This is a genomic window from uncultured Endozoicomonas sp. (genome assembly GCF_947495845.1).
GTDB lineage: Bacteria > Pseudomonadota > Gammaproteobacteria > Pseudomonadales > Endozoicomonadaceae > Endozoicomonas.
Genome location: NZ_CANMAO010000002.1, coordinates 86,387 through 109,348 on the forward strand (window position 1 = coordinate 86,387; position 22,962 = coordinate 109,348).

Annotated in this window: 18 protein-coding genes; 6 read left to right on the plus strand and 12 right to left on the minus strand. The window is 44.5% G+C overall.

The annotated features are described in order from the left end of the window. Positions 1-220: 220 nt before the first annotated feature. The gene (locus Q1B11_RS02060; protein WP_299726616.1) at positions 221-535 is read right to left on the minus strand and encodes an SCP2 sterol-binding domain-containing protein; all 315 of its coding nucleotides are present in this window, start codon (positions 533-535) and stop codon (positions 221-223) included. Positions 536-735: 200 nt separating this feature from the next. Here Q1B11_RS02060 and sohB point away from each other — a divergent pair, with 200 nt between their 5' ends. Further along, the gene (gene sohB / locus Q1B11_RS02065; protein ID WP_299726619.1) at positions 736-1,791 is read left to right on the plus strand and encodes a protease SohB; all 1,056 of its coding nucleotides are present in this window, start codon (positions 736-738) and stop codon (positions 1,789-1,791) included. Positions 1,792-1,852: 61 nt separating this feature from the next. Here the strand turns inward: sohB and Q1B11_RS02070 are convergent, their stop codons facing one another. The 7 genes from Q1B11_RS02070 to Q1B11_RS02100 form a co-directional block, all read right to left on the minus strand. Then, positions 1,853-3,025 carry a cation:proton antiporter gene (locus tag Q1B11_RS02070; RefSeq protein WP_299726622.1) on the minus strand — a complete coding sequence of 391 codons (1,173 nt, stop codon included), beginning with the start codon at positions 3,023-3,025 and terminating at the stop codon, positions 1,853-1,855. 114 nt (positions 3,026-3,139) lie between these two features. Then, complete coding sequence (locus Q1B11_RS02075; RefSeq protein ID WP_299726625.1) at positions 3,140-3,637, minus strand: DUF934 domain-containing protein; 498 nt, start codon at positions 3,635-3,637, stop codon at positions 3,140-3,142. After that, a complete protein-coding gene (locus tag Q1B11_RS02080) occupies positions 3,624-5,276 on the minus strand; it encodes a nitrite/sulfite reductase (protein WP_299727238.1) in 1,653 nt (550 codons plus the stop codon). Before Q1B11_RS02080 ends, Q1B11_RS02075 begins: the two co-directional genes overlap by 14 nt. Before the next feature lie 354 nt (positions 5,277-5,630). After that, on the minus strand, positions 5,631-5,834 hold the full coding sequence (locus Q1B11_RS02085) for a DUF2970 domain-containing protein (RefSeq protein WP_299726628.1): 204 nt from the start codon (positions 5,832-5,834) through the stop codon (positions 5,631-5,633). A 302-nt stretch (positions 5,835-6,136) separates the two neighbouring features. Continuing rightward, positions 6,137-7,849 carry a hypothetical protein gene (locus Q1B11_RS02090; RefSeq protein ID WP_299726631.1) on the minus strand — a complete coding sequence of 571 codons (1,713 nt, stop codon included), beginning with the start codon at positions 7,847-7,849 and terminating at the stop codon, positions 6,137-6,139. Positions 7,850-7,923: 74 nt separating this feature from the next. After that, positions 7,924-9,429 carry a hypothetical protein gene (locus Q1B11_RS02095; protein WP_299726634.1) on the minus strand — a complete coding sequence of 502 codons (1,506 nt, stop codon included), beginning with the start codon at positions 9,427-9,429 and terminating at the stop codon, positions 7,924-7,926. 213 nt (positions 9,430-9,642) lie between these two features. Continuing rightward, positions 9,643-11,616 carry a monovalent cation:proton antiporter family protein gene (locus Q1B11_RS02100; RefSeq protein WP_299726637.1) on the minus strand — a complete coding sequence of 658 codons (1,974 nt, stop codon included), beginning with the start codon at positions 11,614-11,616 and terminating at the stop codon, positions 9,643-9,645. A 153-nt stretch (positions 11,617-11,769) separates the two neighbouring features. Here Q1B11_RS02100 and Q1B11_RS02105 point away from each other — a divergent pair, with 153 nt between their 5' ends. Together Q1B11_RS02105 and Q1B11_RS02110 are read left to right on the plus strand one after the other, a co-directional pair. Further along, positions 11,770-12,009 (plus strand): glutaredoxin family protein, encoded by a 240-nt coding sequence (locus tag Q1B11_RS02105; protein WP_299726640.1) that lies wholly within the window; start codon positions 11,770-11,772, stop codon positions 12,007-12,009. A 121-nt stretch (positions 12,010-12,130) separates the two neighbouring features. Next, entirely contained in the window at positions 12,131-13,021 is an 891-nt protein-coding gene (locus Q1B11_RS02110; RefSeq protein ID WP_299726643.1) for a cation diffusion facilitator family transporter, read from the plus strand. Here the strand turns inward: Q1B11_RS02110 and Q1B11_RS02115 are convergent. From Q1B11_RS02115 to Q1B11_RS02130, 4 genes are all read right to left on the minus strand, one after another. Then, complete coding sequence (locus Q1B11_RS02115) at positions 13,005-13,802, minus strand: TatD family hydrolase (protein ID WP_299726646.1); 798 nt, start codon at positions 13,800-13,802, stop codon at positions 13,005-13,007. The genes Q1B11_RS02110 and Q1B11_RS02115 overlap by 17 nt on opposite strands. Before the next feature lie 95 nt (positions 13,803-13,897). After that, positions 13,898-16,993 carry an efflux RND transporter permease subunit gene (locus tag Q1B11_RS02120; RefSeq protein ID WP_299726649.1) on the minus strand — a complete coding sequence of 1,032 codons (3,096 nt, stop codon included), beginning with the start codon at positions 16,991-16,993 and terminating at the stop codon, positions 13,898-13,900. 6 nt (positions 16,994-16,999) lie between these two features. Beyond that, complete coding sequence (locus Q1B11_RS02125) at positions 17,000-18,109, minus strand: efflux RND transporter periplasmic adaptor subunit (protein WP_299726652.1); 1,110 nt, start codon at positions 18,107-18,109, stop codon at positions 17,000-17,002. Positions 18,110-18,367: 258 nt separating this feature from the next. Beyond that, a complete protein-coding gene (locus tag Q1B11_RS02130; protein WP_299726655.1) occupies positions 18,368-19,525 on the minus strand; it encodes a hypothetical protein in 1,158 nt (385 codons plus the stop codon). A 544-nt stretch (positions 19,526-20,069) separates the two neighbouring features. Here Q1B11_RS02130 and Q1B11_RS02135 point away from each other — a divergent pair. From Q1B11_RS02135 to Q1B11_RS02145, 3 genes are all read left to right on the plus strand, one after another. Further along, positions 20,070-20,399 carry a MarR family winged helix-turn-helix transcriptional regulator gene (locus Q1B11_RS02135; protein ID WP_067517756.1) on the plus strand — a complete coding sequence of 110 codons (330 nt, stop codon included), beginning with the start codon at positions 20,070-20,072 and terminating at the stop codon, positions 20,397-20,399. 377 nt (positions 20,400-20,776) lie between these two features. After that, positions 20,777-21,835 carry a DNA-binding protein gene (locus Q1B11_RS02140; protein ID WP_299726661.1) on the plus strand — a complete coding sequence of 353 codons (1,059 nt, stop codon included), beginning with the start codon at positions 20,777-20,779 and terminating at the stop codon, positions 21,833-21,835. Further along, complete coding sequence (locus Q1B11_RS02145; protein WP_299726664.1) at positions 21,835-22,956, plus strand: site-specific integrase; 1,122 nt, start codon at positions 21,835-21,837, stop codon at positions 22,954-22,956. Before Q1B11_RS02140 ends, Q1B11_RS02145 begins: the two co-directional genes overlap by 1 nt. Positions 22,957-22,962 lie beyond the last annotated feature (6 nt).

Here is a 22,962-nt window from a genome sequence, read left to right on the forward strand (position 1 = left end):
CATAACTTGATTATTTTTTTTAATACCTTATTGAGTATGTGAACTGCATCACACTCATTGATGATGAATGGTATTTATTGTTGGATGGTCGGTCAATCACTTGTTGAGAAATGACTATAAAACGACGATGTTTATATATTTTAGCCATAAAAAAACCGGTTCCGAAGACCGGAACCGGTTTATGATGCCAAATTGAGAAACCTCAATTCATGCTACATGCTCAGTTAGGAAACAGCGCACTCAATTTGGTAGCCAGCATCATGTTGCCTTCGGCACGTAATTTACCCATCATGAAGGCTTGCATGCCGTCCATCTCACCGGACATCACACCGACCATTGTCTCGCCATCCATGATCAGAGTAACGCTTGGGTCATCATGAGTGCCTTCCGCTACAGAAAAAGCATCATCTTTGACGATGAGATGATAAGCATCGCCATCGGTGATATCGAACTGGAAAATTTCATCCATGCCAGAAGCAGCGTCGGCATCGAAACGGGTGTTCATAGAGTTGATGATGTCAGCGACAGAGCTCATATCTCTTTTCCTTGTTGTTATGGTAGAAATTAACGATTACCAGTCTGCAGATTATGGGGATTCAAACAAGCTGTCAATGGTATTCATACGAGCGTTTGAATTTTACGGTGTATTGACTTTATATATGTAGTCACTGTGGCAGGGAAATCAGGTATTCTATAGCCACTGGCTCTGTTTTCGGGTTTTGTAAGGAGATACTTTTGGACTACATCGCTGACTTTATTCTGTTTCTGGCGAAAACCATCACATTGATTGGTGGTATTGCCGTTCTGGCTGCGCTGATCGCCGCCATTGGACAGAAAGCCAAAAAAATGCACAAAGGACACCTGGAGATCAACCGTCTGAATGATCATTACGATCATTTAAAGGATGAGCTAAAACACACATTACTGGATAAGGCACAACTGAAAAAAGAAGAGAAAGAAAATAAAGCCAAAGCCAAGGAAGAAAAGAAAGCCATTAAAGCCAAGGGCGATAAATTTGAAGAACCAACAAAGCCCAGAGTATTTATTCTCGACTTTAATGGTGACATCAAAGCCTCTGCAGTGAAGTCTCTGAGAGAAGAAATAACGGCAGTCCTTTCCATTGCCAGCCCTGAACAGGATGAGATTGTCGTCCGTCTTGAGAGTGGTGGCGGTATGGTGCACTCCTATGGTCTTGCTTCATCCCAGTTGAAACGTATTCGGGATAAGGGCATCAAACTCACAGTCACCGTTGACAAAGTAGCCGCTAGCGGTGGTTATATGATGGCCTGTGTTGCTAGCCATATTGTTGCGGCACCTTTTGCAGTGTTGGGTTCCATCGGCGTCATGGCTCAGTTGCCAAACGTCAATCGTCTGCTGAAGAAACACGACATCGACATTGAATTACACACGGCGGGTGAGTACAAAAGAACGTTGACCATGCTGGGTGAGAATACTCAGAAGGGCAGAGAGAAGTTTATTCAGGACATGGAAGATACCCATGAACTCTTCAAAGACTTTGTAAAAGCCGAACGTCGTGTGGTGGATATTGATCAGGTGTCTACCGGTGAAGTCTGGTACGGACAAAAAGCCCTTGAAATGAAATTGATTGATCAGATCAGTACCAGCGATGAGTATATCTATCAGAAGGTTGATGAAGCAGACCTTATTCAGGTGGAATACATTATCAAAAAGGGCGTTACTGACAAGCTGGGCATGGCCGCAGAACATGCATTGGACAATACACTGCTGAAGTGGTGGGAGCGTTTTACCACCCGAGGTTTCTTTTCCTGATTGAAATGAGGGGGGGAAAGTATCATTCCCCCTCACTATCCTAATTCATCTCCAAAAAAGATTAATCCCTGCGCAGTCGCTCAGACAGCGCAATAGGCGATTCAAACCGAAAAACCACAATGTAAGAAGACACAATCAGTGAAAGTATCGCGGTTGCCTGAATAATATGTGCAGCCACCCCACTGATTAAGTGCTGGCTGCTTGCTAACACAGCGATAAGAATCGAAAACTCACTGGTTTGCCCAAGGCGAAAACCCACTTCCCAGGCTGTTGATTGCTTTTCACTAACCCTGCGCAATAAGAAACCAAAGACAACGGGTTTAACGGTAATAATCACTGCTGTCATAATCACTGCGGGAACCACCACCATACCCATTAAATCAAGGTTAAAGCTGGCGCCGATTGAGAAGAAGAAGAGTACCAAAAAGAAATCGCGGAGTGGTTTCAGGTTGATCGCGATGTATTGAGCAATCGGGCTGGTTGCAAGGCTGATGCCGGCAATAAAAGCACCAATTTCGTAAGAAAGGTGCAAGCTGTGAGCCAGCTCAGCAAATCCGAGGCACCAACCAATGGCCAGTAAAAACAGATATTCATGAAACCGATCAAACCGTGCCATCAGTGGCAACAAAAGATATTTCACCAACAACACCGCCGCCAAAAACATCAGGGGAAGGGCAGCAAACGCCAGCGCCAAATCACTGTAGCCCGATTGGTGGGACGGTTCTAAGTTATAGAGAAGTAATAACGTAACAATGGCAAATAAATCCTGAAGCAACAGCAGGCTGACCATCATCTCGCCGGTGTGTTTATGATGAAGAACCGTGGTGGGTAATAATTTGATGCCAATAATCGTGCTTGAGAACATCATGGTCACACCAACGACAAGCGCTTCATGTTGTGGCAGATCAAATGCCAAGCCAAGACCATAGCCTGTGAGTGCGAAGATAAATGAACTTAATACACCGACTGTAGCGGTTTTTTTCAATAAATGGGCAAGGTGGCTGGGCTGCATATCGAGCCCGAGAAGAAAAAGTAGAAAGATAATGCCAACATGGGAAATGTCGTTTAATAGATCGGTATCGTTGACGATTTCTAATCCGAAAGGACCAAACAATGCACCCAATGTAATATAAGCGACCAATAAAGGCTGACGGGTGAATAGGGCGCCAGTGGCCAGAACCGCAGCTCCGGTGAATATAAGAAAGAATGAGAAGAGCAGGGAACCGCTTTCCATTTATATAAGGCTCTGTGTTGGATGTATTTATTTGAAAATACAGTATAACCAACTGAACGCGGTTCGTGCATGGATTAGTGATAAATCTCTTTCCAAAAGAGATTTATCCATTTATTACAGGTTGTGCCTCAAGCGATAGGCCGGTATCGCCTCATCTGCAGAGGTTTGATAGAAATTCGTAAAACCATTCATTTCACGAACCGCCACCTCAACATCCTGATCTTCACGAAGTTCAAAGCTACTAAACCCACAGCGACGCATATAATTCAACTGATCCACCAGAACATCACCAATGGCTCTGATATCGCCGTTGAATCCAAGCCTTTCCCTTAAAAGAAACGCAATACTGTAGCCGCGACCATCAATAAATTTGGGGAAATTGACAGCAACCACAGTAAATTGATTCAATAAATCGGTACTGATCCTGGGTTCATCAGAACTGTCCAGCCAAAGCCCTGATTTGCCATGCCCTTCCGCCTGAAATTGCAGTGCCAGCTCAATATGCGACACTGGAAATAAATAATCTCCAGGAGGCAGGGCGTCGGTTGCCTCTTCGGCACTCAATACTTTGTACTGATTTTCTGTATGCGTCCCATCCTTAAGCAGCGGCATAAACACTCTCCTTAAATGGCTCGACCCCGATTCGGCGACAGGTATCGATAAACCGCTCATCCGGTCTTCTTTCTTTTACATAGGTCTGCAGCAGCTTGTTGACCACATCAGGCACTTCTTCCATTTTAAAAGAAGGTCCGAGTATTTTGCCCAACGATGTGTCGTAGCCAGAAGCACCACCCACCTGAATCTGATAATACTCTTCGCCTTTACGGTCAACGCCCAGAATACCGATATGCCCAACATGGTGATGACCACAGGCGTTCATGCAGCCCGAGATATTAAGATCCAACTCGCCGATGTCATGGAGAAAATCGATATTTTCGAAGCGCCGTTGAATGTCTTCTGCCAGAGGAATTGAGCGAGCATTGGCCAAAGCACAAAAATCACCACCCGGGCAGCAGATCATATCGGTTAAAAGACCTTGGTTAGGTGTTGCCAGGCCAAGAATTTCTAATTGTTGCCAGAGCTCATAAAGCTGCTTTTGTTGGACGTCCGCAAAGATTAAATTTTGTTCGTGACTAACCCTAAGCTCACCAAAGCTGTACTTATCCGCTAGATCTGCAATGGCGTCCAACTGCTCTGCACTGGCATCACCGGGCGCATCCGCCGTCGCCTTAAGTGTCAGAGTCACTGCACTGTAACCAGGCTTTTTATGCAAGTGGACATTACGTTTCAGCCAGAGCTGGAAAGGAACGCTTGCCGACAGAGCAAGATCATTCAAGTCTACAGACGCCAGTGATTGATAGGCTGGCTCTGTGAAGAACGAAGCCACTCTGCTGATTTCCTGTTCTGGCAGATGAGCATTGGAATCTTTAATTGGCAACCATTCCTGCTCAACCTTTTCAGCAAACACTTGCGGTGTTAACGCTTTGACCAGAATTTTGATTCTGGCTTTATATTTATTGTCTCGACGACCGTATTGGTTGTAGACGCGCAACACGGCATACAGATAACTCAGTAAATGCTCTGGCTCTAATGATTCTTTAATGACAGAACCAATCATCGGCGTTCTGCCCAAACCGCCACCCGCCAGAATTTTAAAGCGCACGGCACCATTGTCGTTCAAATGCGCATGGATGCCGATATCATGCACATTGGTAGCTGCACGATCTTCAACGCTGCCGCTGACGGCGATTTTGAACTTTCTGGGCAGAAAAGAGAATTCAGGATGTAATGTCGACCATTGTCTTATAATTTCACACCACGGACGCGGATCTACGATCTCATCATGAGCAACACCAGCAAACTGGTCTGTGGTGGTGTTTCTAATGCAATTGCCGCTGGTTTGGATGGCATGCATTTGAACCGAGGTAAGCTCCTCTAAAATATTTGGAACCTCTTCCAGACTTGGCCAGTTGAGCTGAAGGTTCTGTCGGGTGGTAAAATGCACATATCCTTTGTCGTAACGTCGGGAAATATCCGACAATTTTCTCAGTTGCTCACTATTCACCATGCCATAAGGGATAGCAATGCGAAGCATCGGTGCAAAACGCTGCACATAAAGTCCGTTTTGCAGCCGGAGGGGAAGAAACTCATCTTCTGACAGCTTGCCATCCAGGAATCGCTGAGTCTGATCATGGAACTGTCGAACTCTGTCAGCGACGATTCGCTGGTCATAATCATCGTATTTATACATGGACTGATCGTCTGTTGCTTTTGTGATGTGACCAGGCAGCTTCAGGAATACAGCACGACCTGACATGTGTCGTATTTCTGAGGCCTTGTCATGATACAGCACAGAGGATACTGGCTTTTGTTTATACGTAAAACTACTGTTTTCAAATAAAAATAGACGAAAAAGGAATATATGCGAAATTGTTGGTGAACAGGGATGACCAAAAGCAGCTCAACTTGCTACAGTTACCCCTGCGCATTAACCCTAGGAGAAAAGTGATGAAAGACAGTTCCGTTGATGCAATTGCTGCAGTCGCGTTAATTACGTTAGTTGTGGTGACTGCTGTTTATTGGGTTAGTACCCAGTAATATCGGTTTACGCTGAGCTCAGTACCATTCGTACGATCGCCATTAAAATAATAACAAAAAGAAAAGTACCCACTAATCCAGCGATAATGAAGTGCGCTGGTTTGCCTTTTTTGAAATCCCTTTCCAGATTCGATTGCTTCTGAACACCGAATGCTGCAGACAGGGCGCTCAAGATCACTGACCTGATTCCGGTACCTTTGCTATCGGACATTGCCTATCTCCAGAACTGTTGTCTTCGAATCTTAAGATGATTACTCCTATAGATGCAATATTGAACAGAAATAGATAAGTACCCGAGCATATGAAATCATATTTTCTGACTCATTGATCAGCCCCTCTGACTGCGTTGCAACTCTGGTCACATAGCTTGCTATGCTCCCGTCGTTGCGCCTTGCAGAGAACCTGATCAACAAGCCAGAAATATTCGATCCCATATGGACGGGTACTTATAAAATATACGGAAACGAAAAGATGGGAGAGATGGCACTGGTATCATCTACCAGTACCAAAAGTTTACTTAATAATCAGAAAGCTTACTTTATAGTAAGTATTTCTAGCAGCGAAATAGCCTATCCAGCCCTCTTTATCCGCCTGACTCCATTCCATGAACTTATCCGCTGCTTTTTGTGTGTAATAGCCGGCTTGCTTCTGAATGTAGGGAAGCAATACATAGGCAAGAGCACCCAGAACAAGACCATTCGTGGCAGATGTAAAAATTCTCTGAACTGCCATACTGGTACCACCAACAGCATAATAATTAATCATTGCATCCATCAGTACATAAGCCGCTATAGGGCCAAGTACTGTTGCTGCGACCGGAACTGCATACTCTCTAACATTCTCCGGTACCGGTACAAATTGGTAGGCCGAAGAAGCAATCGCCTCAGCCCGCTCACCAATAGACACCACCTGATGGTGCAGCTCTTTATCAACGGCCAGCAAATCTTCTGTGGCCTTTTCATCCAAACCCATGCTTGATATACGTCCTACTCTGTAGGCTATTTCAAGAAGGCCTATACCGGATGCAAGCCCATAAGACGACGTTTCACTCCAACCTCGCCCGTTGAAAAACTGCATGTAACCATTGTGTAGCGTATACTGAATACTGGTTTTAAGTGCTTCATTGAAGTCTTGATAAACGCCATGATTTTCTTTCATACCTAAGTCATCACGAATCAAAGAAACCGCTCCACCGGGCAGGTTAGCAAATTGGTTAAAGCTATATCCAACCATGAGCTTAGCGATACCATCCAGAGTTTCATCATTCAGAGAATCCAGTTGCGACCAGTTGCCGAATACTCGTTGAATCTGACCTTGCTGATGAAGTGTTTTCAGGTTATCTGCAACAATAGAGGAAATACAACTAACCAGGTTATTGGTCGGTGTCGTACCCATATAGCCACGAAATGCTTCCAGATTACTTCTTGTATAATGATGCCTCTGGATACCATCCTTCATCTCCAGCGGTGAAGTTTGGTCTTGGCTGCCATATTTATTTCCATACATCCCCAGAGAATAGGCCGTCAGTCCCTGAATAAAACCCTGTGCACATTGCGTAAACAAGGGGCTACTATCTGTAAATATCCTTTCATTAATTAATTTGGCAACTGACTCTGTAAAATCACTGCCGGTCAATAAGTGATTCCATTTCATCAATGTACTTGTGTAAGAGTAAGGCTGCCATGTGACAGCATTTATGGCTATCACCGGAATAAGCTGGGGAACAAACGCCCCCGCAATAGCAACTTTTGACAAGTTGTCTTCTCGCTCTAGAAATACACGGAGTTTTTTACCCAGCATATTAGGTGATGGTTCAAAACTGAAGCGAATATAATCATCATCCGGCGTTATTACTTTCATATCATGGGGGGAAGCGATTTTTTTCAGCCAGCTCTGACTTGTAGAGTCAATACTTCCATTGATTTTAATATTACTGGAATTTGAGCCCAGTGAGGTAACCGCCTTATTATCACTTTGATTGAGTAATGTATCTTTCTTGAGTTCAAAGATGATCTGTTGATCGCTATCTATAGTGATATCATCAAAAATAATTTCTCCTTCATACAACTCCGTTCCATCACTAACTGAATATCCACTCAGTGATAGAAGCAGCACAATAAAAAGGCTCTTAATTGGCAACCTAATATCAATCGCAATTCTTTCAAAAAAGTAGCGAAAAACAAATACCATATACTTTGCACCATAGACCAAATAGGAAACCTTCATTCTTAAAAACCTCATCAGAATGACAGATCCGTTGCCATGAATTATTGTTTATTTATTAATAAAAACATTAGAGTTTATTCATCCTCGACAACAAGATCCACTCTATAGTGAATGTCTTCCGCCAGAATATATTCAGACCAACTTCCGTTATCTGCACCCACATAGTCAAGCACAGGTTTCTGGATATATCTAATTGTTTGGGAACCATACTTCTGAAGGACAGGAGATATTAAAAAAGTCAGGGCACCTAAGGTAATACCTTCATAGGCATTATTGAGAAGATGAAACAGACCCGCTGAAACATGTCCATTTAACAAGGATACAGCAGCATAGGATGCAACCGGAAGGGCGACGCCTAACGTTAAAAGTTGAAAGTCATTAAACTCTGGTATTGCTATCCATCGGTTAAATGAAACGCCCATTGCCTCGGCACGCTTCGCAAATGAATGAAATTGATGCCTTTTATCTCTTACACTATCTCTTACACTATCGCTTACCCCCTGATAAATGTAGAGCCGTGTAAACATTTCAATAAGACCAACACCACCGGCCATTGCATAACCAATACGGTCATCTAAACCATAGTCCTCAGAAATACCCTGAAACAGATCTTCATACCCAGCCTGCAGGGTATATTGGATAGCTTTTGCAAGAGAGCGGTCAATATCGTCTTGAAATGTGGCGCTGCTACCAGCGTCAGTCAGCCCGATATTTCTTTTCAGGCTCCCGAATAAATCCCCTGCCTGAAAAGCGATGGTATTAAAACCATAACCAACAACAATTTGAGAGATACCTTCAATACTTTTATTATTTAATTTTGAAAGAAATTTAAAACTATCCGATTCAGGGTTTTCTGCAAGATCAATGGCCACGTCACTAACAACCCGTGACATACAATCCATCACTTTCTTCATTGGTGCTGTTGCCATATAGTGACGAAATGTATTGATCTTACCTCTTTGCTCTCCAGTACTGTCTCCGTAGTTTGCCATTTCAAACAAGACAAAGCCTTCAATAAAGTCAGCAGTACATTTTGATAGCAACGCAGTTTTATCATCAAATGCCTTGGTTGCTGCAATATTCCTCACTAAACTTGACACATCAGAACCAATGACTTTGTAGTTCCAACGCATCAGTGTCTCATAGAAAAGGGTAGGTGCTGGCCCCCAAGTAACATCATTGGCTATAAACACAGGAATCAGCTGTGGAAAAAATGCAGTCACTGTCGCTAATCGTGATTGACTTTCTTCTTTCCTGATGATGACAGATATATCTTTACCCTTTAAATCATCATCAATATCTAAGGTAAGATAGACATAAGGACTATGAGAAACCTGATGGTTGTTGATTTTATCCGTTACAGATTTATTGCCATGCCATAAAAAATAGTTAACATCATTTTCAAAGGTAATATGTTCATTGTCAGCTACAATTCTTGCGGGAATATTACCTTGAATCTCGTCTTTAAGCGGGCTGGTATTAATTGCTATTACTGCATTATCTTTCTGACTTCGTCCTATTTTAATCTTATTTTCACTAATCGCATTTAATTCATATTCAAAGTGATCAGCCTTTGCCACACTAATACCTAACAAGCTATTAAAAAGGCAAAAAATCAAGGTATATGAATATAGTTTAAATCTGTGCTGGAAAAAAAAATCAACTGTGAATACCATATTGCCATCTCATACAGCAGACAATCCCTTGCTATTTAATTCAGAAAAGTATGGCCTTGTGAGAACAAGGTCATACTCGATAGTACCGTCAGAAAAATATTATACTATCAATTTATGCTAGTCGAAGTACTTTTCGATATGAGAAATGTCATTACTACTTCCTGTTAAAACAACAATATCTCCAGGAAACAATTTCATGCCTTTTTGAGGTTGTAAAATCATATTATCCCGCCGTATTTCAACAATTGAAACATCTGTTCCTTTTAAGTCAAACAAATCAATCGTCTGCCCACAAACCTTACTGTTTTTATGGACAGTCACCGCGTGACGATGGGTTTGATTCGCACCTTCTAAAAGATAGTCACTCATACCAGGGTAAAATCCATTTAAGATTTCATACCCTTGAGCTCTGGCTTCATTTACTCGCTGCCGAACGTGCAGCGGATTTAAACCCAACATGAGCAGAGCGTGTTTAACGATGACAAGGCTGGACTCTAATACCTCAGGAATAACCACTGTTGCGCCCGCACTCTTAAGCGCATCAGACTGACTATCATCCCGGGTTCGTACCAGAATAGGTGTGCTCTGACAATTTTCCCGAATGGCTGTCACAATCTTAATGGCGTTCTCAGGTCGATCAATACAGATCACCACCTGACTGGCTCGCTCCAATCCAACGGCAAGTAACAATTCCAGTTTTCGGCAATCACCATAAAAAACGGGGTCACCTGCCAGTCCTGCTTCATGAACATGAAGTGGGTCATCATCAATGGCGACGTAGGTTTTACCTTCTTTGGAAAGGAATCGGGCAATGGTCTGACCCACCCGGCCATAACCGCAGATCAAGGTATGGTGGTTCATATGGGCAGTCTGTTTACGAACTTCTTCTTCTTTAACCCGATTCACTGTGTCCTCGGATTTATCGAATTTCACCAACTTAACAATTCGATCACTTTTCCGAATCAAAATCGGCGCAATAACCATGGATAAAATAGTCACTGCGAGAACAATGGAGGTCAAATTACCGCCATTTTCGCCATATTGAGAGGCGAGAGCCACCAGAGCAAAACAGAATTCTCCTCCTTGAGCCAGTGAAAGGCTGGCTCGCAGCGAGATGTTTTTGGTTTCACCCATGGTTCTCGCCAAGGTGTAGGTCACTAAAAACTTAAAGGCTATTAGAGCAATAGTACCTAGAAGTACTTCTTTCCAAAACTCTTGAAGTACTGCTGTATCTAAAATCAATCCGACAGACACGAAGAACAGCCCAAGCAATACATCACGGAATGGACGGATATCCGCTTCCACCTGATGCTTATAATGGCTTTCTCCCATCATCATACCGGCCACAAAACCACCCAGAGCCATTGACAGCTCAAGAGCATGGGAAAGCCAGGCGGCCATCAATGCAACGACCAGAGCCATCAATACAAACAGTTCTTCAGAACGTGCCTTGGCGATTTCATGAAATACGGCAGGTAACACCCACTTACCAATAGACAGCATCACTACGACAAAAATGATGCCTTCAAACAAGGCAAACCCTAACGATGAGGCAATGGCGATAGATTCCGTACCACCATTGATCAGGGCAGGGATCATAATTAAGAAGATAACAGCAGAAATATCCTGAAACAACAGAACGCCAATAGCCAACTGCCCCTGCCGGGAGCGTATTTCATTACTCTGAGTTAATTCTTTGGAGACGATAGCGGTTGAAGATAAAGCCAATGCTGAGGCACAAATCAGTGATGCCAAAAAGGGAAAATTGAAAAAGGTCAGAATGCCGAAAATCCCCACCCCAGTAACCAGCACCTGAAGCCCACCAAGACCGAAAACCTCTTTTTTCATAGCCATGATGGTCTTTATGGAGAATTCAAGACCGAGGGTAAACAATAGGAAAACCACGCCGATTTCCGCCAATAGGGCAATATCAAAATCCTGCTGTATCAAACCAGAAGTGGTTGGGCCAAGAATAATGCCAACAAACAGATAACCAAGGCTTTCAGGCATCTGAAAACGCTTGAAAAAAACGAGGGTTATAGCAGACAACGCCAGAATCAGCATCAACTGATTAAAAAATGTAAAATCCATGGGACCGCCAGCTGTGTTTATAATTGCCCGTTGCAAGTATACGCAAAAATTCCAATCTGTGGTTATATCAGGGGTTATATCTGGAATTTTTCTTTCTTGGTCTAACACTGAGTATATCGCTATCATAGGCTCCCTTTTTAGGTAAGACGTACCATGACTCAGCTACTTCTCTATACCACAGCCGGTTGTCACCTATGCGAAGATGCTCAAAAAATACTGGAAACCATTGGCTGCAAATGGTCGCCAATAGAAATCAGTACAGATAATGACTTGATAAAACACTATGGCATACGTATTCCAGTGGTTGGTATAAAGGGGCAGGAAGAAGAGCTAGGTTGGCCATTCTCCGAGAATGAACTGAAAAACTGGCTCAATAAGATCACTTCAGGATAGGATAAAGAAGAATCTTTAGTTGATTGGCAAGGATCGCATGATTAGCTATTTTTTGACTTTATTTAAAGATAACAAAGTAAACCATTCTGATACCCAGCATGACATACCTTCAGGTGAGCACGTGTCTAAAGAAAATCACCGTTTACTGAAACTCGCAACCTATGCCTCTGTTGCAACCGCCAGTTTATTGATTATTGCTAAACTAGCAGCCTGGTTTATGACCGGGTCATTGAGTCTACTGGCAACTCTGTTGGATTCAACCATGGATGTGCTGGCCTCCTTGATCACCTTGTTCGCTATTAGAATTGCCATTCAGCCGGCCGATGACGACCACCATTTTGGTCATGGCAAGGCAGAGCAGCTTGCGGTGCTGGCACAGGCTGCATTTATTGCCGGATCTGCCATTGTGTTAATACTGAACAGCCTGGATCGAATGTCCGGCGATGATATTGTGCTGCAAAATGAAAATGCCGGCCTTGGGGTTATGGCTTTCTCCATGGTGGCCACCATTATCCTGATTACTTTCCAGCGGTACGTGATCAAACGGACTGATTCCGCCGCCATTAAATCCGATTCGCTTCACTACCGTATGGATCTGTTGACGAATTTTGCGGTTATCATTGCATTGTTTGGTGCAAGTCAGGGATATGATCAGCTGGATAATTTGCTGGCTTTCCTCATCGGTGGCTATATGATTTTTAGTGTTAGAAAGCTGGCCTGGGAAGCCATCCAGCAGCTAATGGATCATGCTTTACCTCCGGAAGACCTGGAAGAGATAGAGAGAAGGGCGCTGTCCATTCATGGTGTGTTGGGTGTACATGATGTTCGCACCCGGGTATCCGGCCCAATGTCCTTCATACAGATGCACCTGGATCTTGAGGCTGAGCTGTCCTTAGAAAGAGCACACCATCTTGGCGCAAAAGCCAAGCGGGCGGTGCTGGAATACCTGCCCGATGCGGATGTGATTGTTCACCTGGATCCGTACCCCCATGAACCTATTGATGAATATTGAAAAATTCCAGGGCTGTGGCTAACGTTTCCTTGGCGATAACCGTTTCTTTTTTGCCGGTATGAACGGATATTTCCTTTACAACTTCCACCAAAAAGGCCGGTTCATTACGGCGACTCTTCGGTTTGCTGGTTAAGGTTCTTGGGAGCAACCAAGGAGCGTCGGTTTCAATCATCAGTCGATCAGAGGGAATATCTTTTACCAATGGGTGAAGGTGAGTGCCTCTGCGTTCATCACAGATCCAGCCGGTAATGCCAATGTGACAATCCAAATCCAGATAACGATACAGAGCCTTTTTCTCCGCGGTAAAACAGTGGACGACCAAACGTGACAACTGATCCCGACAGCCTTTAATCATCTCTACAAAGCGTTCAGATGCATCCCGTTCATGGCAGAAAAGCGGCATGCCCGTTTCAATGGCCAGTTCAATATGTTGTTCGAACACCTTTTCCTGAACCGGTCGGGGAGAAAAATCTCGATTAAAATCCAATCCTGTTTCGCCAATAGCCACCACCTTCTTTTCCATCAGTAAACTTTTCAGTTCTGCCATTGTGGTGTTTTGCACGTCTTTCGCATGGTGTGGATGGATACCTGCCGTTGAATAACAGTACTCAGCATAGTGATTAGCTAAGTTCAACACCTGCTGGGACTCCTCAAGGGAGGTTCCCGTCAAAATCATTGTGGTAACACCCGCTTCAACCGCGCGCGTGATTACTTCATCTCGGTCGAGATCAAAGGCCTGATCACTCAGATTGACACCAATATCAGCTAACTGCAGAGTCATGTATTTACTCAAATCGTAATAAGATCCATAGATTCTGTAGAGAATATCAGATTTGAACAAAAAGCCAGATAACAGAAAGTTATCTGGCCATACCATTAAGGCTGGAGTTTTCGATCCTGCTTTTTACCGGCAATCACCAGAAGGCAGGGCGTTAATATCAGAGTCAACACCGTGGCGAAAGCAAGACCACCGGCAATGGCGGTAGAAAGCTGGTTCCACCACTGGGCCGTTGGTCCACCTATTTCCAAGCTATGATTCAACAGGTCAATATTCGTGGATAACACCATGGGCATCAATCCCAGAATAGTGGTGACGGTTGTCAGCATCACGGGGCGTAAACGCTGGGCGCCGGTCCTGAGAATGGCTTCCTCCGCCTTCATACCTCTGCTTCGAAGCACGTTGTAGGTGTCAATCAAGACGATGTTATTGTTCACCACAATACCGGCAAGGGAAATCACACCAATACCACACATCACAATACCGAAAGGCTTTCCGGCCAACAACAAGCCAAGAAAGACGCCGCCAGTGGACAAAATAACCGCGGACATAATCAATGATGCTTGATAGAAGCTGTTGAACTGCGTCACCAGAATCATAGCCATGACGAACAGAGCAACAGTAAATGCCTTCACCAGAAACTGACCACTTTCTTCCTGTTCTTCATTCTGACCTTTGAATTGGAAGCGAACGTCCCGGGGAAGATCAAGCGCTTCCAACTGTTTCTTCAGGACCGGCAACAGGTCATTGAGCAACAGTCCTTCAGATAGATTGGCAGTGATGCTGATGGAGCGTTTGCCGTCTTGGTGCTTAATGCTATCAACCTTTGGCACGATCTCCCGGGTCATGAAATTATTGATCGGGACCAAGCCCGCTTGAGTCATCAACCTAAGTTGGTCGATGCTTTCCAGATGGCGATCGGTTTCCGGGAAACGAATACGAATATCGACTTCATCACTGCTGTCGTCCGGACGATAACTGCCAACCGTTAACCCGGACGTCACCATTCTGATCAAACCGCCGGCACTGCTGACATCCGCGCCATAACGGGCAGCATTTGCCCGGTTAACATCAATTCGCCATTCATAACCAGGAGTTGGGCCATCGTCTTCTACATTGATAAATCCATCCGTCTCTGACAGTAGCAGTCTCACTTTTCGAACACTGTCGTGGAGTACTTCAAGACTGCTGGCAGTGACCACCAATTCCAGTGGTTTGCCCTGTGGTGGTCCGTCTTTCTGTCGTTCAATGGATATATCAAGGCCAGCAAAATGCGACAGTTTCACTTTAAGATCTTCCGTGATCTCAGCCGCCTTTCTGCGGAACTTCCAGTCCACCATATTCAAGCGCAGCGTGCCCACTTCCTGATTATCGCCGGTACGGGCATACAATGTTTCCAGCTCAGGCTCTTTAAGAATGATGGCTTCGACTCGTTTGAGAATGTCGTCTTTCTCGTCAATAGACAGATTACTGGAATTGACCTTCACCTTAACAACGATGCTATCCGTATCCACATCCGGGAAAAACTCGGAACCTTTACCGAACTGGATAAACGCCACATAAATAATAAAGACCGAAGCCAGCCCGGCAGCCAGAATTTTCAGAGGATGCTGAATAGCTTTAGACAATGATCGTATATAAAAACCCGTCAATCCCGGAATATCCAACAAGTTGCCAGATTCTGCAGCAACAATGGCTTGCTGCTCTTTATTACTGATCTTTCTGGGTTTGCCAAAGACAGCACCGATGGTTGGAATAAATATCAGCGCCATCACCAGAGAAGAGGCGAGGGTGGCGATCAGAGTCAGGGGAAGATACTTCATCATCTCCCCCATAATACCCGGCCAAAACATCAGCGGGAAAAAGGCGGCCAGTGTCGTTGCCGTGGAGGCAATAATCGGCCATGACATTCTAATGGATGCATCACGATAAGCCTGCCGCCTTGGCACACCTTCCGTCATTTTCCGATCGGCAAATTCGGTAACCACCACGGCACCATCAACCAACATGCCCACGGCCATCATTAAGGAGAAAAGGACGATCATATTGATGGTTAAACCCATCATGGCAATGATCAAAATGCCTGCAAGAAATGATCCCGGAATAGCAACTGCTGCCAACACCGCACTACGAAAGCCCAGCGCCCCGATAATCACCGTCACCACAAAAATAATGGCCGAGAGTACGCTGTTTTGCAGATCGTTGACCATGGTTACAATATCCGTGGACTGATCACCCACGTAATCCACTATCAACGTATCAGGTGCCAGCTTTTGACCTTCAGCAATAATGGCTTTGGCCAGGGCAACGGTTTCGATAATATTTTCACCCGGCCGTTTTTTGATTTCCAGGGCGACGCTGTTCTGCCCGTTCATCCGGGCATAACCGCCACCTTCTTTGAAGGTGCTCAATACGGTTGCAATATCTGCAAAAGTAATAACACGATCACCGTCGGCTTTTACGGGCTGGGAAAGAATGTCTGCAGGTGTCTTATAAACCGCGGGTACTTTTACGGAAAATCGACCTTTGCCATTATCAACATTACCCGCTGCAACCAGCTGATTATTTTGAGCCACAAGGTTAATTACATCACTGGGAATCAGGCCGTAGCTTTCAAGCTTCAGCGGGTCAATGATAACATCGACCACTTCTTCACGATCGCCGGCGATATCCACTTCCAGTATTTGTTTTCTGGATTCCAGCACATCTTTCAACTCACGGGCCATTTTGACCAAAGCTCGTTCAGGAAGATTTCCAGATAACACAGCGGTAATGACAGGCGCCATACTGGCAAACGTAATTTGATGAATTTCTGGCTCATCCGTATCTTTGGGTAACTTACTTTTCGCCAGATTTACTTTGTCCCTGACGTCCGCCAGTACTTCATCTGTGTCCATACCGGCAATAAACTCCAGCACTACCGACGCATGGGATTGAGATGCCGTGGCGCTCATTTCCTTTAAGCCTTCAATGGCGCGAAGCTCTTTTTCCAGCGGAAGGACGAGAAGACGCTCAGCATCCTCAGGGGAAATGCCCTCAAAATGGACAGACACATAAATGACCGGAATGGTAATGTCGGGGCTGGACTCCCGGGGAATGGTCATATAGCTGGCAAACCCGGTGAGCAGAATCAGTGCCAGTAACATCATGACACTTCGGGTTCGTAATAATGAAGCCGTTATCAGATCACGCACAATGCATTACTCCCCGGCAACCAGTGATAAACCCGGATTAATCACCGAGACCTGATCACCGGCCCGGACAAATCCCTGGCCACGGGTGATGACTTTTGCATGTCGGGGAATGCCGGTAATCCATAGGCGATTACTTTCTGACTTCACCAGATCGATGGGTGTGAATTGCACACGATCCTTATGGTTTACCCATTTCACCCCTGGTTTGCCGTCTTCATCCAACGCCAGCCAGGCAGGGCTAATTTCCAGCGCAAGCACTTCATCCATAAAAAGATCGGCTTCAACACTCAATCCGGCTGGAATATCCATGGCTGGGTTTTCAACAGTTAACTCAACTTCGAAGGTTCGGGTAGAACTGTTTGCCTGACGACTGATAAAGCGGATATAGGCCTGTCGTGACTGACCATCTGCAAAGCGAACCGACGCGGACTCGCCGGCCTGAAATTGAGCAATAGAGGCTTGGGGCACATCCACACTGATCACCAGTGGATCCAGATCCAGAATCTCGGCCACCGGCTTACCCGTATCAATAAAATCGCCCACTTCAACATAGCGCTGGTTGAGCACTCCAGAAATCGGAGCGACCACCTTCGTGTTTTCCCAATGTATTCTCAGTTGCTCTTTATTGGAAATAGCTTCAGCCAGAGAGGCCTCCAGGTCGGCCACCTGATTATCCGCGATCAGCTTTTTCTTCTGCAGAGAGATGACTGAATCATAATCCTGCTGAACTTGTTTGACCCTGGCTTTTGCGGATGCCAGCTGAGCTTTTAAACTGCCTTCATTGAGTTTAAGAATTTCCTGCCCAACCGTAATCAGTTCGCCCCGTTTTCCAGACACTTGAACCACGCGTGCTGCCAGTTCAGAGCTCACTGTGACCGTACGGTCTGTTTCCGTGCGACCATAAAGCGTCAAGGTTCGTTTAATCAGTGTTTGGTCAAAACGCGTCGCTTCAACGGTGGGTAATGCGTAATTTGGGTTTTCCAAAGCCGAAGGGGGAGGGGATCGATCACTGTCGTTAATATCAACGACATCTGCTGTCAGTAGGTACACAGCGATGACGGCTGAAACACCCCCTGCGGCCAGCCATGAACCGCTCAACTTGGCAAATTTCTGCATTCCACTCACTTTATTATTCTGATGGCATCACTGCCTGAAATTAGGCTGCACCTTTACATCAGCTGTCTAAAACAAAAGCTTCAGTCCGAATAAAACTGCATATCCAGGCTAAAAATAGCTGACCATGTACATTCGTTTCAATGTGAGGCATTTTCGCAACATATTTCCATAAAATCGACCAGTTTATGGCGTTGCCGGAAAATCAAAATAACGACACTGGTAAAGTATCGTTATTTCAATGAGTTGAGGGAAGGGAGGTCAGCTATTGTTTCTTCGATTAGCGGCCTGTTTTGTCGCGGTAGTCTGCAGCGCTTCTATCAAGGAGTATTCATAGACACGAGCCGGAATATGATGATAGCCAAAGCTGGCCACGGTCAACCCTAGTTGAATACCATGCACGATAGACCACATAGTAACTGTTTCATAAACAGTATGACCTAAATGAAGAACACCAAAAACATGCTCCCCAATTCCATGGTCATGATCATGGTAATGTTTTTGACCTCCATAAATAAACTCACCAACACCATGGGTATGATCAACAATCTCAGCAACATGGAACCCAGAACCTATGAGTTCTAAAATCACTTTTTTTATCCCAGAGCTAACCGCAGGGCCGTGGGAGTGACCATCAGTTTCAAAACCCATTAATGATGAACCATAGCGGACAAATTCAACACCGTGTAAAACGAGCCCAACCAAATCCCCATAACCAATAACGGTTTTGACCAGGGAGTGCCGGAATAAACGCCAGCGATCAACTACATAAATGGAGCTTGGCAGGTTTTGATCATCAAATGTCATGATCATGGAATAGCTATCACCAATATCAAATGTAAGAAAATCTTCTGAGATCACTGAGTTAAGAAGATTCGCATCCTGGGTTGAAAGATCGTGGCTCTCAGGCTTGAATAAATGCATAGTTTGGGACAGTTTTTTTTCACCGATCACATAATCATTGAGATCCTTTTCACCGTTTATCTCTTTTAGAGCGTCTGAAATCAAAGCCGGGTGGAAGAAGGAAATCAAAGCCCTGGCTTGAGGAGAGTCTTTGTCGCCAAGATTGAGGGCATCAAAATCGATATGAATCGGTGCTGTAGTAGATTTACTTCCTTGCTTCACAGTGATGGAGCCATAATCACCGGCGACATCCGGCTTTTGATAAAACAGGGCATTAAACTGAAGAGTCCCAACTAATGGGTTACTTTGCTCAGTCAGCGTTTGAGCTGATGGTGTAAAGTTTACATGGCAAGACTCTGCACCTTTAACGCAATCAGTACTCAAAGAACCTTTAGCATCAGAGTCTCCAAGATAACTAATAGTGATGATACCCTCAGGATCAGCCGAAGCAGCACTCCCAATAAATACCAGTAATAAAGTAATAAAGAGGGCAAAACCCTTTGCGGCAAAATTCATATTGATAGTCCAATTCAGTTTTTATTAAACGTTTTTAGAATAGTCATAAAATCAAAAGGCGCAAATGAGATTTATTCTCAATTAATTAAATCCATCCTATAACTCGTATTAATAGGGTTGGGATAAGAATATTACCTATTTAACATAATATATATTATGCGCACATACGGCATTATTTAGGCGATACCTTCATAGAACGTTTGGAGTTATAGAATTTTTTCTGAAAACTGTTGTCAAAGCCATAGGCGAGTAATAGAGGCTTTTAATGGGAGACTTTTAATGGGAAACATTCACTCTGGGAAGCGTTGAACTTTTCCTGACAACCTGTTCCCTAACGTAACAGTTTTGTTACTTATTGCCGAAATATTTAACGACTGCGTCCATAAACTTGCTAAGACAGTAGAAAACTGTCTAATATTTATTTTGGTATAGCAGTCACCACAAGTGTTGCGAACAAAGGGCTTTAGCCAACAAGGAATGAAAATAAACGACATTCTTAGTTCACAACAGCCCTGAAAATTAACTCTAAAAAAGGTAACTGCCGATGACTTTAAAAGGCTTGGTTAAACTGACTCAACTTATGCAAGAACAACCGCTGACCGTAATCCAGTGGCAAATACTTCTTGTAGTGGCTGAGAACCCTGGTGAGACCATCACCGATCTTGTGAACTCTGAAAAATTGACCTGCGGGACACCTAGCGATATTGCTGTCAGTGTTAAGCGTCTTGGCGAAGGCCGTCATGATCGTCCTGGACTTGGACTGATCAAGAAGGTTCAACATGAAGACGATGGCCGTTATTTCAAGCTGACTCTAAGCGCCAAAGGTAAGAAGTTGGTAGAAAAAATAAAGCAAAAGTCTCGTAATTTTAAGTAAGGGAGGGATTTTCAGGGCTCACCCTATGCGATAAGAGTATCTATGCAGTTACTCTTAATATCTGAGCCCTCCTCCTATTTATCTCCAGTCACATTCCCTCTCTCAGTATGCCCCCTACTCCCCACTTACTGAGCACTGTGTGTTGATCGCAAAAATTGTTCTTTTGCGCCTCCAAATCTAACGGCCTCGTACCTGACAACCTGGTAATGCTTTCAGTGTTCACCGAGACCTTAATTTAGTCATCTTTTTAATATATCTCGCCAAAACCACTTTTTAATGCCGGTAAGAATAGTTACCGGCATTAAAGTAATTATTGATAGAACTGATAATACCAGTATTATAATACTGGTATTATCAGTTCTACATGAGCAGAGAAAATGCAGGAATCTACAGAAAGCGACATGAAGCGAACCCGAATCTTTCATATTCTTGATGAATTGCAGGAAAAAGGAGAGCGCATAAACGCGGATAAAATCGCACGATTGGGTAAGATGGGTAAGCAAACCGTTCTTCCTTATTACAACGAATGGCGGTTTCTCAGCGACCTGAGCAAAGATGAAGACATTGAACTTCCTCAGGATCTGGTAAAAAGCCTGAAGCGAGAGATTGGCAAGTGGAAGCACTCCCTGACTGAGCAGCAACGCTCACAGGAAGAAGCGTCTAATCAGGAAATCGATGAACTCAAGCAAACCATTCAACAGCTGATTGAAAGAAATGAAGCGCTCTCTAAAGAAAATAGAGAATATAAGACGACGAACGAGCAAATAACTCTTGAGTTGGGACAGTGCCAGGAGACAGAGAAGCAGCAGGCGCTACAGATACAATCCCTGCAATCAAAACTTGAGCAGGAACAAGAGCGCAGTATTCAGACCATTGATGCGTTGAACCAACAAAAGCAAGACCATCAGGAATCAGTGAAAGCGCTTGAAAAACAGCTGGACCAACGACACCAGGAGCAAATCAATCATTGGTTAGGTGTCGTGGATGATGAGAGAAGAGCCAAAAAGAGTCTCGAAAAAAGCATCACTGACCAGAATGACAAAATCCATTCTATGAGCAAAACTCTCATGGAGCTGGAGAATCGTCTGGAAAACAAATCCCGTGCTTATCTAAAGGCGTGCGAAGAAAAAAATGATCTTGCAGCAACAACCAAAGACCTTAAGACCTCCTCAGACATAGCTGAGAAGATCAGCCTTCTTCTGGATTGTGGCAACACCGAGATCATCATGACGGTTAGAGAGCTACTGATCGATAAAAAAGAGCAGATCCACCTTAGGCGGCAACTGGATGATATTTCGCAATCAAAAGCAAACCTGGAATCACTTTTGGAAAAAACCGAATCAAAACTGGCCAGATTTAACCAGCTCGAATTAGAAGTAGAACGCCTCAAAGGTGCCGCTGAAGCTTTCGAGAAGACCATGCCTGGTAAAAAATAATGAGCAGTATCATGACCATATTTGGCTCCGCAGTGATGGAGCTTCCACCTGCCCCGCCCCAGGCATCACCGCTGCATCAAGACAATATGCTTGGCGCCAAAAATGATGCAGAAGCCCTGCAATTCTATCTTCAGAAAGCCGGCGCACGCTCTAAAGAAACCCTAAGGCGCTACGATCGAGAAATCACCCGCTTCACCGCTTATTTATACCTTGAGCTAAAAGTCAGCTATCAAAACGTACGACTCAAGCATTTACAAAACTACCTGACCTTCATTCAAACACTGCCATATCACTGGACAACCCAAGGCATTCTACCCGGCCAACCAGAAAGGGTGCTGTTTAAGTCCTCCATAAAGCCCGGAAAGAGTACAGATCAGGTGATCGATGTGTTGTCGTCCTTTTTCTCGTTTCTGGAGAAAAACAGATACATTACAGGGAATCCAACTGCAGCACTGATCCGATCTGGCGAAAAACTGGCCCGAGGAAATACCGTCGTACGTTACTTTCATGACTCAGACTGGGAATTCATCAAGAAGTGTATTGACCACCTACCCTCTAATACAATAGGTCAAAAGATGGAAGCAGCTCGAACCCGATACATCATCGCTTTAGGATATGGACTGGCACTTCGAGAATCTGAACTCACCCATCACAACTGTACCGATATACATCCAGATAACGACAATGGTTTTTACTTGAGCGTACTGGGCAAAGGGAAAAAGCGCCGGCATATCCCGCTCAACAACCAGCTTCGAGGCACGATCATGGACCTCAAGCAGTTATACGGCATTGATAGCCTTTATGGTGACACATTTCCACTGGCACCCAGGCACAGGATGTTAAATAACACCCTATGCGCCCTATCCCCAAGAGGGTTAAGGCAATGGTGGCGAACCTTTATGAACCGATGTGCAATCAATGCTGAACCGGAACTGAAAGCCCGACTCAGCACAATGCCATTCCACGCTTTGAGGCACACAGCATTAACCCATCTGGCGCGTAAGATGGATATTGAAGATCTCGCGATTTTTGCAGGACATGACTCCATTCAGACGACAAGCCAGTACTATCATGCAGAAGCCAGTCGTTTAAAGAGAATGTCTGCCGATCACTATCTTTGAACTAAC

Excerpts from the sequence above, each read along its gene's own strand:
- Q1B11_RS02060 (WP_299726616.1), bottom strand. The coding sequence starts at position 535 with ATGAGCTCTGTCGCTGACATCATCAACTCTATGAACACCCGTTTCGAT.
- Q1B11_RS02070 (WP_299726622.1), bottom strand. The coding sequence starts at position 3,025 with ATGGAAAGCGGTTCCCTGCTCTTCTCATTCTTTCTTATATTCACCGGA.
- Q1B11_RS02075 (WP_299726625.1), bottom strand. The coding sequence starts at position 3,637 with ATGCCGCTGCTTAAGGATGGGACGCATACAGAAAATCAGTACAAAGTA.
- Q1B11_RS02080 (WP_299727238.1), bottom strand. The coding sequence starts at position 5,276 with ATGTATAAATACGATGATTATGACCAGCGAATCGTCGCTGACAGAGTT.
- Q1B11_RS02085 (WP_299726628.1), bottom strand. The coding sequence starts at position 5,834 with ATGTCCGATAGCAAAGGTACCGGAATCAGGTCAGTGATCTTGAGCGCC.
- Q1B11_RS02090 (WP_299726631.1), bottom strand. The coding sequence starts at position 7,849 with ATGAAGGTTTCCTATTTGGTCTATGGTGCAAAGTATATGGTATTTGTT.
- Q1B11_RS02100 (WP_299726637.1), bottom strand. The coding sequence starts at position 11,616 with ATGGATTTTACATTTTTTAATCAGTTGATGCTGATTCTGGCGTTGTCT.
- Q1B11_RS02105 (WP_299726640.1), top strand. The coding sequence starts at position 11,770 with ATGACTCAGCTACTTCTCTATACCACAGCCGGTTGTCACCTATGCGAA.
- Q1B11_RS02115 (WP_299726646.1), bottom strand. The coding sequence starts at position 13,802 with ATGACTCTGCAGTTAGCTGATATTGGTGTCAATCTGAGTGATCAGGCC.
- Q1B11_RS02125 (WP_299726652.1), bottom strand. The coding sequence starts at position 18,109 with ATGCAGAAATTTGCCAAGTTGAGCGGTTCATGGCTGGCCGCAGGGGGT.
- Q1B11_RS02130 (WP_299726655.1), bottom strand. The coding sequence starts at position 19,525 with ATGAATTTTGCCGCAAAGGGTTTTGCCCTCTTTATTACTTTATTACTG.
- Q1B11_RS02135 (WP_067517756.1), top strand. The coding sequence starts at position 20,070 with ATGACTTTAAAAGGCTTGGTTAAACTGACTCAACTTATGCAAGAACAA.
- Q1B11_RS02140 (WP_299726661.1), top strand. The coding sequence starts at position 20,777 with ATGCAGGAATCTACAGAAAGCGACATGAAGCGAACCCGAATCTTTCAT.
- Q1B11_RS02145 (WP_299726664.1), top strand. The coding sequence starts at position 21,835 with ATGAGCAGTATCATGACCATATTTGGCTCCGCAGTGATGGAGCTTCCA.